At 37.9% G+C, this 15,379-nt stretch carries 14 protein-coding genes and 4 pseudogenes; 7 read left to right on the top strand and 11 right to left on the bottom strand.

Annotated elements, in window-relative coordinates:
* Positions 1-180: 180 nt before the first annotated feature.
* The 5 genes and pseudogenes from ACFINY_RS04215 to ACFINY_RS04195 form a co-directional block, all read right to left on the bottom strand.
* Complete coding sequence (locus ACFINY_RS04215) at positions 181-540, bottom strand: hypothetical protein (protein WP_273724680.1); 360 nt, start codon at positions 538-540, stop codon at positions 181-183.
* Between the two features lie 25 nt (positions 541-565).
* Complete coding sequence (locus tag ACFINY_RS04210; RefSeq protein WP_375612101.1) at positions 566-730, bottom strand: hypothetical protein; 165 nt, start codon at positions 728-730, stop codon at positions 566-568.
* Positions 718-1,114: pseudogene (locus ACFINY_RS04205) on the bottom strand (hypothetical protein). Before ACFINY_RS04205 ends, ACFINY_RS04210 begins: the two are co-directional and overlap by 13 nt.
* Positions 1,111-1,524, bottom strand: a complete 414-nt coding sequence (locus ACFINY_RS04200) for a hypothetical protein (protein WP_375612100.1) — start codon at positions 1,522-1,524, stop codon at positions 1,111-1,113. The pseudogene ACFINY_RS04205 and the gene ACFINY_RS04200 overlap by 4 nt, the downstream one beginning before the upstream one ends.
* 30 nt (positions 1,525-1,554) lie before the next feature.
* On the bottom strand, positions 1,555-2,448 hold the full coding sequence (locus ACFINY_RS04195) for a hypothetical protein (protein WP_375612099.1): 894 nt from the start codon (positions 2,446-2,448) through the stop codon (positions 1,555-1,557).
* A 126-nt stretch (positions 2,449-2,574) separates the two neighbouring features.
* Between ACFINY_RS04195 and ACFINY_RS04190 the strand changes: the two are divergent.
* From ACFINY_RS04190 to ACFINY_RS04180, 3 genes and pseudogenes are all read left to right on the top strand, one after another.
* Positions 2,575-3,021 (top strand): annotated as a pseudogene (locus ACFINY_RS04190) (DUF488 family protein).
* 103 nt (positions 3,022-3,124) lie between these two features.
* The gene (locus ACFINY_RS04185; protein WP_375612098.1) at positions 3,125-3,514 is read left to right on the top strand and encodes a hypothetical protein; all 390 of its coding nucleotides are present in this window, start codon (positions 3,125-3,127) and stop codon (positions 3,512-3,514) included.
* Positions 3,466-4,355, top strand: a pseudogene (locus tag ACFINY_RS04180) (tyrosine-type recombinase/integrase); the annotation flags it as partial. The gene ACFINY_RS04185 and the pseudogene ACFINY_RS04180, both read left to right, overlap by 49 nt.
* A 52-nt stretch (positions 4,356-4,407) precedes the next feature.
* Here ACFINY_RS04180 and ACFINY_RS04175 read toward each other — a convergent pair.
* The 6 genes and pseudogenes from ACFINY_RS04175 to ACFINY_RS04150 all read right to left on the bottom strand — a co-directional run bounded on the left by ACFINY_RS04175 (position 4,408) and on the right by ACFINY_RS04150 (position 9,019).
* Positions 4,408-4,707 carry a HigA family addiction module antitoxin gene (locus tag ACFINY_RS04175; RefSeq protein ID WP_183194585.1) on the bottom strand — a complete coding sequence of 100 codons (300 nt, stop codon included), beginning with the start codon at positions 4,705-4,707 and terminating at the stop codon, positions 4,408-4,410.
* Positions 4,708-4,724: 17 nt separating this feature from the next.
* Positions 4,725-5,005, bottom strand: a pseudogene (locus ACFINY_RS04170) (type II toxin-antitoxin system RelE/ParE family toxin).
* Positions 5,006-5,210: 205 nt separating this feature from the next.
* Positions 5,211-5,846, bottom strand: coding sequence for a ribonuclease HII (locus ACFINY_RS04165; RefSeq protein ID WP_375646061.1), 636 nt, complete (start codon positions 5,844-5,846; stop codon positions 5,211-5,213).
* A 198-nt stretch (positions 5,847-6,044) separates the two neighbouring features.
* Positions 6,045-6,953, bottom strand: a complete 909-nt coding sequence (locus ACFINY_RS04160) for a 4-(cytidine 5'-diphospho)-2-C-methyl-D-erythritol kinase (protein WP_375700871.1) — start codon at positions 6,951-6,953, stop codon at positions 6,045-6,047.
* 237 nt (positions 6,954-7,190) lie between these two features.
* Entirely contained in the window at positions 7,191-8,039 is an 849-nt protein-coding gene (locus ACFINY_RS04155; protein WP_375612095.1) for a S49 family peptidase, read from the bottom strand.
* Between the two features lie 191 nt (positions 8,040-8,230).
* A complete protein-coding gene (locus ACFINY_RS04150) occupies positions 8,231-9,019 on the bottom strand; it encodes a tRNA1(Val) (adenine(37)-N6)-methyltransferase (RefSeq protein WP_375612094.1) in 789 nt (262 codons plus the stop codon).
* Positions 9,020-9,198: 179 nt separating this feature from the next.
* Here ACFINY_RS04150 and ACFINY_RS04145 point away from each other — a divergent pair, with 179 nt between their 5' ends.
* The 4 genes from ACFINY_RS04145 (at position 9,199) to glyS (ending at position 15,320) form a co-directional block, all read left to right on the top strand.
* Positions 9,199-10,275, top strand: a complete 1,077-nt coding sequence (locus tag ACFINY_RS04145; RefSeq protein ID WP_375612093.1) for a polyprenyl synthetase family protein — start codon at positions 9,199-9,201, stop codon at positions 10,273-10,275.
* 95 nt (positions 10,276-10,370) lie between these two features.
* Positions 10,371-12,065 (top strand): tetratricopeptide repeat protein, encoded by a 1,695-nt coding sequence (locus ACFINY_RS04140; protein ID WP_375612092.1) that lies wholly within the window; start codon positions 10,371-10,373, stop codon positions 12,063-12,065.
* Between the two features lie 91 nt (positions 12,066-12,156).
* Positions 12,157-13,098, top strand: coding sequence for a glycine--tRNA ligase subunit alpha (locus ACFINY_RS04135; protein ID WP_375606430.1), 942 nt, complete (start codon positions 12,157-12,159; stop codon positions 13,096-13,098).
* Entirely contained in the window at positions 13,098-15,320 is a 2,223-nt protein-coding gene (gene glyS / locus ACFINY_RS04130) for a glycine--tRNA ligase subunit beta (protein ID WP_375700870.1), read from the top strand. Before ACFINY_RS04135 ends, glyS begins: the two co-directional genes overlap by 1 nt.
* The last annotated feature ends 59 nt before the right edge of the window (positions 15,321-15,379 follow it).

Below are 15,379 nucleotides of genomic sequence, written 5' to 3'. Positions count from 1 at the left end.
GCCACATCACATTGATTTATAAAGATAACTTATTGTTTTCATGTTGAATGAAAAAACTAATTCTGTAGGATTCTATCATTTAAAATCTGTTCCATGTTGTATTAATTAAAATCACTTGCTTGCACGTTACAAGCGAAATTTTCGTAAGGACGGACAAGGCTTTCTCTGCTGAAGCAAGACTTAAGGCTGGCATTCAAGTTGTTCTGAATGCTTTTTACAATAAGGGCTATTTAAGCGTCTCTCAACACTTCGCTGAGGCATGACAGCACCAGGACGACATATGGGAAGGTTGTCTGATTTATGGTTCTCACACCAATCTTGTATTGTAAAGCTAGGGCGAAAACCTGATTGCGCCATACACATTTCAATACTGGCAAATTGATTCAAATCTAGCGCCACAACCTTATTAAGGTCCGGTACTCCACATTCTAAAAGTATTTTATTTCTCCATAATGCTGGAGAAAGTGAGGGAATTGAGTTAACACATCCAGTGATACTTAACAGAGCTATACAACTCAACAGTTTTAAGATTTTCTTCATTCTTCCCCTCTTTTAATGGATTTATTTACGATAAAAAGCTCATAAGCCTGCTGATATTTTCTGTCATCGCTTCATTAAAACAACGGTGAACAATATTGAGATGATTGGTTGAGTAAATAATCCCGCCATTCCAAGCGAAGGCAAGGATGGCGGATTGTTGATCATCACAAGAAAGACTTAAGGTTTGCATTCAGGTGCATTTTTATATTTTTTACAATAAGGGCTGTTTAAGCGCTTCTTGACACTGCGCTGTGATATGATAGCACCTGGACGACAAATGGGCAAGTTTTCGGCTTTATGATTTCCACACCAGCCTCCCCCCACATCATATTTATAGCGAAATCCCGCTTGGAGCATGCAAGCATCAATGGTTGCATTTGCATTGTAGTTGAGCTTTCTGGATCCTTATCATAAGGAATTGGCATACCACATTCTAATAATGCTTTTGCTACCTCTGTAAAATCTGCTCCTGGTTTTTCCCATGCCCCTATAGAAGATGTGGGAGTTTATTAAACTGGCACCCAGCTATACTCAATAGAGTTATCACACTTAATAATTTTAAGGTTTGTTTCATTTTTTGCTCCATGAATTAATTGAATCAATTTGTATACGGTGAGATGAACCATAATTATGTCTACATGCTCGATCCACATTTGCATAACAAACATGAGGGCTGGGATAACTAAATAGTACTTTCTTTGCCTCTTTAACTGCGTTACTACCAAAGGGTCTTTGGTAAAAAGTAGCGGAATTTCCACCAAATACTACACCAACAAAATCATCTGCATGGTTTTCCAAGCCGACAGTGGTTTGCTTGCCATCCTTTAAGATATATAACGTATCTGCCATGTCTTGAGTATTATAAGCTGGACCAAAGAAATTAACCGTTGTTTCCTTTGCTATACCGAGAACACCATGCTTTACTAAATTATATGATCCATTTCCTGCTGTTATGGTACCACGACTATGGGCATCATCATGCAATCCTGTATTGCCATAAAGATACATTATATCCTAGAATTTCTTGGTTGAATTGGTCAATCCAAAAAAAAATCTACCTTCCAGAAACTTCTGAAAAATCGCTATCCCTACTTCCACTTCCCAGTCTTCAGCTTCTGGGAAGTATGTAAAATAAAGGGGACCATGATCATTGTCAACAAACTGGACAGTATAACGCGCAGCATCATCTGGTGAGGTAAAAATACCATTGTAAAACATATGAACCTTGCCATCAGAACCTTTTTGTAAATGTTTTTCTTCTTCAGGCGTTAAATAACGATACAGAGGGACTTGTCTTCCATAACTGTCTTTGATAGGTTTTCCATTTTTATCTGTTGCATAGAGGACATTGCCATTTTCATCATGCAAAACCTCACCCTCAGGATGCTCTTTGAGATATGCGAATTCGCGTATTTTGTCCCAGTATCCCAATCCTTCATCCGATAAATCATTGATCATATCTACGCGATTATGCACTGCTCCCTCAAGCGGTGCAACATCTAGCTGTCCTACTGCCTGGTGTGCTGCTGCGGTGTTGCGGTTGAGAGAGCCAATGATTTGTCCAGCATCTTGCCCCATCGCCCTCTGTCCAGTTGTATCAGTAAGGATGATAGTCCCATCACTGATAGCAGATTTGGTTTCCCCTTCTGCTGCATCCTTGGCTTTGCCGTGATTTAAAACATTCTTGGCAATGTTTTTTATCGTGTCATTCCCAGAAAGGCTAAACCCATGGCTGCTGGCTTTAGCATGGGCACTGTTGCTGATATCACTGGTGCTAATGCTTCCTGTGGTCAGGCTGTTTTTATCTGCCGGCGCGGTGCTGGCAATGATGCCTCCGGTTAGGGTCGTTTTGTCTTTAACAATGATATTAAAGCCGCCTTCACCCGCTTTGATACCTGATTGCTCCACAACACTATGATAATCGCTAGAGGATTTATCCCTTTTGGAAAGAGGCGCTCATAAAGCCCCCCACCTATTTACTAAGGAAATTAAACGTGTGTAACATCAAACATATCATCATACAGCCTGCTAAAGATGAGAGCTTTGTTTTTTACCATTGGCTATGAAAGAAAATCCTTTGAGGACTATTTCAATCAACTTATCAAAAATAATATTAAACTTTTGTATGATATTCGTAAAAATCCAATAAGCAGAAAATACGGATTTTCAAAAAGACAATTAGAGAAAGTTGTAAACAACATTGATATTGAATATATGGCATATGCCTGAACTTGGAATTGCCTCTGAAAAACGAAGAAATTTGAAAACACAAAAGATTATGATCGCCTTTTTGAAGATTATCAAAATACAACTCTCAAGGATAATTCTTGTGCAATAAACAAATTATATCAAATTTTTTTAAACAAAAAGCGCGTTGCAATCACCTGTTTTGAAGCTAATGTATGCATGTGTCATAGAGGACAACTCGCATTAGCTCTCATTCCATTGCCTGATTGGAAATATGAAATTAAGCACATCTAAAAAAATAAATTTGCATATTTTAAAAAAATGTGAGTGCCCATATGCCTCCCAGCCCCCTACCCATTCCTAATAACTTTTAAGTGATGCATGATTCACGCTACGGGTGAATTCTGCGCAAATCAAGGAAAAGAAATATGAACTGACTGATGAAACAATTGAGGTTGGTGGATACATTACACTTTACTGCATCCTTGCTTTGAGAGACTTTGGAGATGTAAAGGCAGGTGATCTTGGCGCTTTTATACAAAAAGAAGACAATCTAGGTCATGATGGCAATTGCTGGATAAGTGATGATGCAAAAGTCTATGGTTATGCCAAAGTTTTTGGGGATGCACATGTTTACGGAAACGCTCGTGTTTTTGCCAATGCACAAGTTTTCGGTGGTACATTTATTAGTGGAAAAGCTAAAATTTATGACAGTCCATTGATTTCCATCAGAGCAAATATACGCTGGCTATTAAACAAGCGCAAAATGGCATCTCCAAGAAAATAAACAGACTTACAAAAGGCTCTTTCGATTAGTTATTGCATCAGTATTTACAAAGCATGCAATGGCATAATCAATTAGAAACTACTAAAAAATTAAGTATAGAATTCTGAACAATGTTTCTAAAAATATTGCTGATCGTGCACATAAAAGCACCACATCCTTGACGCCGTAGACAGAAGGCGAGCTACTCTCGCAGCGGCAAAATATTTTTTGACCTCTTTAAACAATCTCTTTAATTGGGCGGTTGATAATGCCCTTTTAAATAGAAATCCTGCCTTTAATATAAAAGCACCAAAATCTTTAAACAGTGGGGGATTGCTGCCATGGCTAGAAGAGGACATAGACAAATATTATCACCATTGGTCACACGGTACACATGAACGCGTCTGGATTGATGTTCTTCTTTCACAGGCTTGCGCGCGCGCCGTGATGACACCGTTCGTATCAGCTGGAAAGACGTCAAAGATAATATCATTTATCTCAAAACAGAAAGAGCCAATTTAAAACAGATGTTTTTTTTCCTATTTTACCAGAACTAGAGGAAACCCTTAAAATTGGTCCCATAGGTGATCAAACATTCATTTGTGGTAAAGGTGGAAATAAGCTTGTCAAAGAAAGTTTTGGCAACCTCTTTCGTGAAGCATGTAATGCGGCGGGTATTAAAAAATCAGCGCACCGATTGCGAAAATTAGCAGCAAAACGTGCTGCCAATGCTGGTGCTACGGTTTCGCAAATGAAAGCGCTTTTTGGCTGGACAGAAGATAAAATGGCATCTCTTTATACCAAAACAGCCGATAGAAAACGCCTTGCAATAGAAGCCATTAAAAAACTTCAAAAAGGTTAGAGCAACGGGCGGAAGCTAAAAAACTAAAGCCCCGTCAAAATTATAAACGAAATCAAAGCGACGTTTGATGTGCTTCAGAAACCAGAGGAGAAATAGGTGGTTGTGTCTGTTGCATTGTTTGCCATAAATTATAATTTGTTTGCATATCCAGCCAAAATTTCGCTTTACTAAAACCAGCTAGTTCTAATTTCACTGCAAGTTCGGTACTCATAGAGGCATGTCCGTTAATCACTCTTGATAGAGAAGCTCTTGTCATATGGAGATGATTAGCTAACTTTTGTATTGTTATCCCCATTTCGTCTAAGAAAGCTACTTTTAGAACTTCGCCCGGATGTGCGGGGTTATGCATCATTATTTTCGTTCCTTTCATCAATGGTAATCTTGATAATCAACAAGCTCCACATCTGTTCCTATAAAGCGAAAAGTAACACGCCAATTTCCATTCATCCATATAGAATAGTACCCTGTAAGTTCACCTTTAAGAGGGTGTATTTTAAAGGCAGGCGCTCTCAACATTTCAGGCGTAGTAGCACTTGTTAAAGCCGTTAAGATAACGCGTAATTTTTTAAGTGATCTGGTCAAATAGCTTTTGTGGAACCTGTTGTATAAAATAATTTTAAGCCCTTATATTTAAAACTCACAATTGCCATTACCGCCCCTTGTCATATATCATTGCTATACGGTTAATAACAAATAAGAGTTAAGCCCATGTTAGAAATATCTGATTCTATATCTGGAAAAAATAGATAGGAATAAGTGATAAAAAGCTTCAAAAAGGTTAGGGATAGACACTCAAAAAACATAATAGAATCAATGAATTATAAAACCCTTTACTCTTGTAGTAAATCACTGATTTTAATTACCTTTTTTACACTCTTTTAGTGGTGCAAAACTATAACGATGTAATCCTATAACTGGTCCATATTTATCAAGAGCTGTACGATGCGCTAGCGTTGCATAACCTACATGCTTCTCTAAACCATACCCTTTATAAACTTGTCCTGCACATTCCATCATCCGGTCACGCGTTACTTTCGCAATAATGGATGCGGCTGCAATTGAAACCGAACGCTGATCGCCCTTAATCAACGCCATTGCAGGACAGGACAACTCAGAAGGAATATCACGCCCATCAACAAGGACATAGTGGACTGGAATGACTAATCCTATAATACAGCGACGCATTGCTTCTAAAGTTGCTTTTCTAATATTGGATTGATCAATTGTACGAGCACAAAGACTGGCGACTGAAACCGCTAATGCACTTTGCAAAATTTCATGATAAAGTCTATTTCGTTGGAGAAAAGAAAGTTTTTTTGAATCATTTAACCCATTAGGAATACGATCTTTATCCAAGATAACCGCTGCTGTTACCACAGGTCCAGCGAGAGGCCCCCGTCCTACTTCATCAACACCTGCTATATGAAAAAAACCCTGTTTTTGCAAATCAAATTCGCACGAAAAATTTGGTTGAAGCGGCAAATTAAACATCTTTGATACATCACAAATACAACAAACATACATCTATTTCTGTAGCCTGATCATTTTTTGCAAGCATTACAGTTTTAAATGGCTCTTCAAACATTCCACGAATTCTTGCACAAAAAATAAAAAACACATTTCTTTGGTTACCCTCTTTCATTATGTATAATAAAATCATGATGAAATAAAAGCTTTTATATTTATTTATCAAATATTTCCTAAAGTCATGATAGGTTTTACAAACCAATTTGGGTGCATTGATTTGATAAAAAGAGCTGCTTGTTGCGCCGTTTGTTTATTTTTAAAAATGCCAAAGCAAGTTGCTCCCGTTCCAGACATACGGGAAAAAAGAGCCCCACATTCATCTAATATAGATAACACTTCAGCTAACTGAGGTGCTATTTTTAATGCAGGAGAAAAAAGATCATTACGCGTTTCTTGTAAAACTTCAACTAATGAATCAACACTCTTTAAAGCGTCTGTATTAATTTTTAAAGAAGGATTATGACGCTTCTCTAACGCTTTAAAAACAGCTTGTGTTGAAATCTCTTGTCCATGATTAACCAATACCATTGCTAATGAACAAGCTTCTTTTAGTCGTATCATCTCTTGACCAATTCCTTTAACCAAAAGCGGCTGCTGATATTCTAATGCACAAAGGCACATGGGAACATCAGCACCAAGAACTAAGCTCATTTTTGCTAATTCTTCGTAAGAGCAATCAAGATTCCACTGCCGACGCAACATGCTGATAACCCCAGCTGCATCACCTGAGCCGCCACCAATGCCTGAAGCAACAGGTAATGTTTTTACAAGCCGAAAAAAAGCAGGTTGAGCACATTCCGGAAAAGTCTTATGCATAAAGTCCCTTGCGCGAATAACCAAATTGTCTAAATGAGAAACAAGCCCTTTTGCAAACGACCCCGTCAAAACAAACTGATTATTTTCACAAGGTGCATAGTGTAGACAATCACCGCTAAGACTAAAATAAACCAAACTTTCTATTAAATGATACCCATCAGCACGTTGCCCCACAACATGTAGAGCTAAATTCAATTTAATAGGTGTAAATAAATAGGAATGTCTTTGGAACGAAGTTTGTACATTTGATATCATATGACGTAATATTCACTTACATAGGGTTCTTTTAAAAATTCCCCCCTTTTACCCATACTTTTAGCACGAGCCCTATAAACAGCTTGGAATATTCTTAATCGTTTTCTAAAAAAACAATAAATATAAAGAGTTCTCATACAAAATAAACGACATGTTCTCATTCGTATCATTGCAAGCCTTTTTCCTTCTAGCATCTGTTTTTAGATAAAATCTCTCTGGCTTGAATGATCCTTTCCATCACAAACCATAACGCTGCCAAAGCGCTCGCTCTTCTGCTGCCATCAATGCACTATCAACGACTGTATAAACCGTATGTGCAGTCACTCCTGAAGGCGTTTTAGGTCCTAAAAAACTTTTTGGAGGCATAATAAGTCGAAGTTTTGCATCATTACCAAAGCGCTCCTTAATAACAGAACGTACATCATTCAATCCATCAACCAGACCAAGCCCAACGCTTTGTTTTCCACTCCAAAACATTCCTGTAAAGAGATTCGAATCATCTGATAATTTTTCAGCACGCCGTTCTTTAACCAAATCGATAAAAGTTTGATGCACTTCAAGTTGGAGAGATTTCAAATGCTCAATATCCGCCTTTTTTTCTGGCTGAAATGGATCTAATGTAACTTTGTTCTTTCCTGCTGTGTATACACGCCGTTCGATACCAATTTTCTTCAAAAGTTCCGGAAAACCAAAGGAAGCTGAAACCACTCCAATGGAACCAACAATTGAAGAAGGATCTGCAAAAATTTCATCCCCTGCACAAGCAATCATATAACCACCAGATGCTGCAATATCTTCAATAAACACAAGAACCTTTTTATTTTTTTCTTCTGCCAAGTCACGAATGCGCTTAAAGATAAAACGCGATTGTACAGGCGAACCACCAGGAGAATTAATAATAAGTGCAACAACCGGTGACTTTTTGTGTGCGAAAGCCTTCTCTAAAAGATTTGCACACCTACTGAGGGAAAGGGTACGAGATATAGATGCTGATGAATCCATAATTGCTCCTTGAAGGCGCACCACAGGAATTTCAAGTTTATCGGAAGAAAAACGGCGTGGAATAAAACTTTTAATAAAATCCATCAAAACAAAATCTCCTTATAAATTAAGAACAATTAAATAGGCAAGGACAACAAAAAGGAAGAACGCGATAACATCCAAAAGCGCCAATCAATCCCCACATTACAAGCAGAAATATAATTTCACCCAAAGTCAAACCTCCCTAACAACAAAGTGTAGACTTTAAATAATAAACTAAAAAACACAAGATACTATTAGAAAAGTTCCCACAAGCTTATATATCCATTATTAATTGCATCAACTCGGGGTGAAAAAGTATGGTCATTACCTTCATGTATAACCAATGCCGGTAAAATAGATAAAGCTGCTCTGCTTCCTCGTTTTGCGTAAAATAAAAGACGAATTGCTGCTGTTTTCGCACGGGCATGCACAGGAATTATACAAATACCACCAAAACGCCCTTCTAAAGCATGCAAGATATCTGTCAACGATTGTGGACGTGCAATGAGCCCTAAGTATCCACCTGGCTTAACAATAGCTGCTGCACTCCGCAACCAGTTATCAAACATCGCTTCAGACATAACATGTGCTTCAGATTTTTGTTTATCAGGTGTCTTACGATCGGTGGGATTATTAAAAGGTGGATTCATAATCGCAAAATCAAAGCTATTATCTATCAAACCTGCTTTTATACGGGCATTCCCTTTGAAGGTAACATCTGCTTCTAGCAAACAAATTCGGCTAGCAAATTGTTTATTTTGTTTTAGCATAAGCGTTTTTTGAGCGTAAGATACCATAAAAGCTGAACGTTCAACTAAGGTAACATGAACTTTCAGACAACGCGAAGCAACAGCCAAACCCGCAGCTCCAGCACCTGCACCTAAATCAACAACCTTGCCCTTTAAATCACTTGGAACCAAACTAGCTAATAACATCGCATCCATTCCAGAACGATGACCATATTTATGGGGTTGAACCAAATAAAATTTCCCGCGGTGAAAACTGTCAATTGTTTCACCACTCTGATTCGCTGCTTTATCCATTTAAAAGCCTAATGCTCACCTTTATAAACTGCATTTTTGCCATTCAGCTGCTATTTTAAATTTTTTATTATTTTATAACAATAAGATTACACTCGCTAAAGAACATTTCTTGCCAATAACATTCCAAGCTAACACTTTTAAACGACATCAAAAGCTTGAGTCAAAACCAAACCCCCTTTATGCTAATGAATAAAGTAAATTTTATATATGTCCATTGCAATACTCTAGGAGTAAACACATTGAGTGCAGCTATCAAACCAAAACAAATAAGAAATAATCAAATTTCTCTTCAATCTCTTGTCAATCTTACTCAAAAAGATATGGATTGCGTAAATCAATTTATTCTCTCTATGGCAAAATCAGAGGTTGAGATGATCCCTGAAATTTCTAACCATCTTATTTCATCAGGTGGAAAGCGATTACGCCCAATGATTACGCTCGCTTCTGCTCATATGTTCGGTTATCAAAGTGACGGGCATATAAAACTCGCAACAGCTGTTGAATTTATGCATACAGCAACATTACTACACGATGATGTGATTGATGAAAGTAATTTACGACGTGGAAAATCTACAGCACGTATGATTTGGGGGAATCAAGCAAGTGTACTTGTTGGTGATTTCCTATTGGGGCAGGCCTTTAAAATGATGGTCGATGTCGGTTCCATAGAAGCGCTCTCTGTCCTAGCCAACGCTGCTGCAATTATTGCTGAAGGAGAAGTTATGCAACTTTCTGCCGCAAAAAATATAAAAACCAGCCCTTCAGAATATCTCAAAATCATCGATGCAAAAACAGCAGCACTTTTTTCAGCAGCCGCTGAAGTAGGACCCATTATTGCTGGCTATGGAAATAAAGAGCGTTCTTCATTACGTGAATATGGAACATCCTTAGGTTTAGCTTTCCAATTAATTGATGATGCACTTGACTATAGCGGTAGTGCTCAAAACTTAGGAAAAAATATAGGGGATGATTTTAGAGAAGGAAAAATCACAATGCCTGTTATTCTCGCATATGAGCGTGGAAATATGGTAGAAAAAGATTTCTGGAAAAAAGCGCTTGAAGATGACAATAATAATGATGAATCCTTCGCACACGCACAACACTTAATGGAAAAGTATGATAGTATCACAGATACAATAGAACAAGCACGCATCTATGGAAAATATGCAATTGATGCTCTTGTTCCCATGAATGAAAATCTTGCTTATAATGCTCTCGTTGAGACTGTTGAATTTTGTATTGCGCGCGTAAATTGAATTCTTTGCAAGAATCGCAGTATTTCTCAACAAAGTAATGAGATATGATCTATAAACAACACCATCAATTGATTATCTTGAAAAGGATTAGCTCCATGTGCTCTGCAACGGTATCTCGACTTTTTGCCCTCTTTATCGTGGGTATCATGCTGATGCCATCCCTCACCTACAGTAAAATAAGTGCAGCAACTCATACAAGCTCATTTACAGGTGCTTATTTAGCTGGAAGGGTTGCAAATCATGAAAATAAAACAGAACTTGCTATCAATTATTTTAAACAAGCACTGGTTTATCAACCTGATAACATTGAAACACAAAAAGAGCTCCTTGAAGCTATGCTCTCGGTCGGAAACTTTAAAGAAGCTGTCCAACAAGCCCAAAAACTCAAAGAGAACGATGTTATAACTCCCTTTGTTTCCTTAACTTTGTCAGTAGAAAGTCTCATCAAAAAAGATTATAAGAATGCCAAGGCTCTTCTGAAATTAAAGGAACTGCCTACGTCCAATAATCCAATACCTGAACTCATCGGCGCTTGGATTACATTTGGATCTGGACAAAAATCTCAGGCAATCGATGATCTTAAGAAACTCAAAGGTCCTGTCTGGTATGATCTTTTTATATCTTATCATCTAGCACTTATGAGCGACCTTGCAGAACGGCCAAAGGATGCAAAAAAATATTTCATTAAAGCACTGAGTAACAAACAGGGAACTCTTATCGCTCCTAATACTTATGAGCGTATTATCATAGCCTATGCCTCATTCCAATTGCGCCATAATATGCGCAACCAAGCTCTTCAAACAATCCAGCATGGCGAACAAATGTTGTCAGGTCGAGAAGTCCTTAAAAACTTTCAAGAAAAAATTGAAAAAAATTCTTTCTTAGAGAGAGTTATTAAAACACCTCAACAAGGAGCAGCCGAGGTATTATATAATTTTGGAACAGCCCTCAACTACAAAAACTCAGGGCGAATTGCACGTATTTTTAAGCAATTATCTTTCGCCTTATACCCTCAAAATGACGCAACACTGTTTCAGCTCGCACACATTTCTGCTAAATTGAACGATCCACATCAAGCAATTAAACTTTATCGCGCTTTATCCCCTAAATCTCCTTATTATAAAGATGGACAACTTCATCTTGCATTCCTTCTTGCCAATAACAACAATTACAAAGAAGCAATAAAATTACTCACATTGTTAAATAAAAAATTTCCCAATGATCGTAATATTTTGATAACGCTCGTTGCTTTTTATATGCAGGACAATAAATTTCTTGAGGCTATTAAAACTCTAGACTACGCTATTACAAAGATAAAAAACTTTCAGCAGGACGATTGGAAACTCTTTTATCAGCGTGGTATTGCTTTTGAACGTTTAAAGCAATGGCCAAAAGCAGAACTTGACTTGCGAAAATCACTTGAATTTTTTCCAAATCAACCGCAGGTTCTTAATTATTTAGCCTATTCCCTTGTGGAACGTGGTGAGAAGCTTGAAGAATCGCTCCGTATGCTACAAAAAGCCTCTGCTTTGCAAGCTCACAACAGTCATATTCTCGATTCTTTAGGGTGGGCTTATTATAAACTAAAAGAATATAATAAAGCAGTGCAAATATTAGAAAATGCTGTCAGATTACAACCTGAAGACCCAACACTGAATGATCATTTAGGGGATGCCTATTGGAAAGTTGGACGTAAACGTGAAGCAATCTTTCAATGGAACCACGCAATTGACGGAAAACCAGAAAATTCTGAACAAATTCAAGAAAAGTTGAAATTTGGTTTGCAATAAACGATGCTTAACCATAAACCACATGAATAATAAATAGAGAAACTAAAATTACTTTGTTTTTTTGTTTAGTCCAATATAAAGAGTATAAAGCGTGAAACTGCCTGAACATCTTAACCCCAAACGTTCTTTTCAGGGACTAATCTTAACTTTGCAAAATTATTGGGCACACTATGGATGTGCAATTTTGCAACCTTACGATATGGAAGTCGGAGCTGGGACTTTTCATCCAGCAACAACATTACGCTCTCTAGGGCCACGCCCTTGGAAAGTTGCTTATGTCCAACCCTCTCGACGTCCAACAGATGGCCGATATGGTAAGAATCCAAATCGTTTACAACACTATTATCAATTCCAAGTGCTTCTCAAACCCTCTCCGCTCAATCTACAAGAACTTTATATAAAGTCGCTACAAGCTATCGGGCTTGATACAAAACTGCATGATATTCGCTTTGTTGAAGATGATTGGGAAAGTCCCACTCTTGGTGCTTGGGGGCTTGGATGGGAATGTTGGTGCGATGGAATGGAAGTCTCTCAATTTACTTATTTTCAACAAGTGTGCGGCATTGAATGCGCTCCAGTTTCAGGGGAACTCACATACGGTCTTGAGCGTCTAGCGATGTATATCCAAGGGGTTGATAACGTCTATGACCTTAACTTTAATGGTTTGGAGGGAGAAAACAAAATAAGTTATAGAGATATTTTTTTACAGGCAGAACAGGAATACTCATATTATAATTTCGAATTTGCTGATACAAAACTGCTCCATCAGCACTTTATCGATGCAGAACGCGAATGCAGCGCACTTCTTGATGCTGGAAAACCAAATAAAGAAAATGTATTCCATCGCTGTGTTTTTCCTGCCTATGATCAATGTATTAAAGCGAGCCATATCTTTAATCTTTTGCAAGCACGTGGCGTTATTTCTGTAACCGAACGACAAAATTACATTCTTCGCGTTCGTAATCTCGCGCGCCGTTGTGGGGAAGCCTTCTTACTCACAGAAGCTGGACAAATATATACTGGAGAAGCCTAATGTCTGATCTTCTTCTTGAACTTTTCAGTGAAGAAATCCCCGCACGTATGCAACGAAAAGCTGCTGCTGATCTTAAGAAATCTGTTACAGATCAACTTGTGAATGCTGGATTGATCTATGAAGCTGCTCGTGAATATTGGACACCTCGTCGGCTAACATTGGACATACGCGGACTTTCCACACGCTCCAAAGATGTCCATGAAGAACGCAAAGGTCCCAGTATAAAATCACCACAGCATGTAATTGATGGTTTTCTACGTGCAACAGGATTAAATGATGTTTCTGAAGCGCATATTGGACATGATGATAAAAAAGGTCATTTTTATATTGCTAAAATTGTTAAAAAAGGTCGAGCTGCAGAAGAAATTATTGCCGATATTTTACCGGATATTATCCGCAACTTTCCGTGGCCGAAATCTATGCGTTGGGGAAAAGATTCAGCACAAAGTGGTACTTTGAAGTGGATTAGACCTTTACAAAACATTCTTTGCATCTTCGGACCAGAAATTGGTGAAACACATGTTATTCCGTTTACAATTGGTTCTCTTAAAAGCAATAATTTAACTTATGGTCATCGTTTCTTAAGTGATGGAGAGCCATTTCAAGTGCGCCGCTTTGATGACTATGTTACTCAACTTGAAACCCATAAAGTCATTCTGGATGCCGAAAGACGAAAGAATATTATTTTAGCTGATGCCCAAAATCTCTGCTTTGCAAACGGTTTAGAACTGGTTCAAGATAATCCCCTCCTAGAAGAAGTTGCTGGTCTTGTTGAATGGCCTGTTATCCTGATGGGTGATTTTGACAAATCATTCCTTGATATTCCTCCAGAAATTATTCGCTTGACCATTCGAGCCAATCAAAAATGTTTTGTCACCCGCAAACAAGGAGAAAAAGTAAAACTTTCTCATCATTTTATTCTCGTTTCTAATATTCTTGCAAATGATGAAGGCAAAGAAATTTCGAAAGGAAATAGTAAGGTTGTCCGTGCCCGTCTTTCTGATGCACTTCATTTTTGGCAAACCGATCAGCGTGATTTGCCTGATCTTCAACAATTGGAATCTTCTATAAAAAAATTTCAACTTGATATAAAAAAACCTCTCGATCAAAGAATGGCGCGACTTGATCATTTGAATGTAACTTTTCATGCTAAATTAGGTACACAAGGAGCAAGGGTAGAACGCATTGCTGCACTCGCACAAGAAATTGCCCCTTTGATACAAACAGATCCTCTTTTAGCAAAACGTGCAGCCATCCTTGCAAAAGCTGATTTGCAAACAGAAATTGTCGGAGAATTTCCTGAACTACAAGGTGTTATGGGGCAAAAATACGCCCTTCTTCAAGGGGAAGATCCTCGCGTAGCTGTAGCAATCGAAGACCATTATAGACCTCAAGGACCAACAGATCGTCTTCCACAAGAACCACTTGCTATAACCGTTATGCTCTCCGACAAAATTGACATGCTCGTTGGCTTTTGGCTCATTAATGAAAAACCAACGGGCTCAAAAGATCCCTATGCGTTAAGACGAGCAGCATTGGGAATTATTAGGCTTGTACTTTCGCGAGATTGGAAAATCAATCTTATGCCGCTGTTCCAGTTAGCAACGAATCTTTTCTTACAACAAAAAAATAAATATGAAATCTCTCAAAGAGAAAATTCACAATTGCAGAATCTGCTTCCAGAAAAAACAGAATATATTTTATCAGATCTGTTATTCTTTTTTCATGACCGTCTGAAAATCCATCTAAAAGAGGAAGGCGCTCGTTACGATGCCCTTGAAGCCGTTTTAAATAAAGATTCTGATGATTTTTTATTGGTTGCACGTCGTGTCGAATCGCTTATCGCTTTTATCAATACCCATGATGGAATGAACTTTGTAGCCTCTGTAAAACGTACTGCCAATATTCTTGAAAATGAATTTCAAAAAAGCACAACAATAGCGAATGAAATTAATCCTGAGCTCTTTATCGAGAAAGAAGAAAAGCAGCTCTATCATGCAATCTGTGAAGTAGAAAGAAAGGTTCTTGCTCCCATCAATGCAACAAATTTATCATTTGCACTCAGTGTGCTAGCGCCACTTGGAAAATTGATTGATATATTTTTTGAAAAAGTATTGGTGAATGATAAAAAACCTGATGTTCGTGCTAACCGTCTTGCTCTTCTCAAACATACTCACATTGTTACACAATCGGTTGCAGACTTCTCAAAACTTGTCATTTAAAATCAAAATACCCTATTAACTGATAAAAACAATGAAGATAATTTTTTCTTTTTTATGAC

This window comes from Bartonella sp. AA23NXGY (assembly GCF_042197165.1).
In the GTDB taxonomy this organism is placed as follows: Bacteria; Pseudomonadota; Alphaproteobacteria; order Rhizobiales; family Rhizobiaceae; genus Bartonella.
The sequence above is the reverse complement of the archived record's forward strand: the minus strand, read 5'-3'. Positions and strand labels throughout refer to the sequence as shown.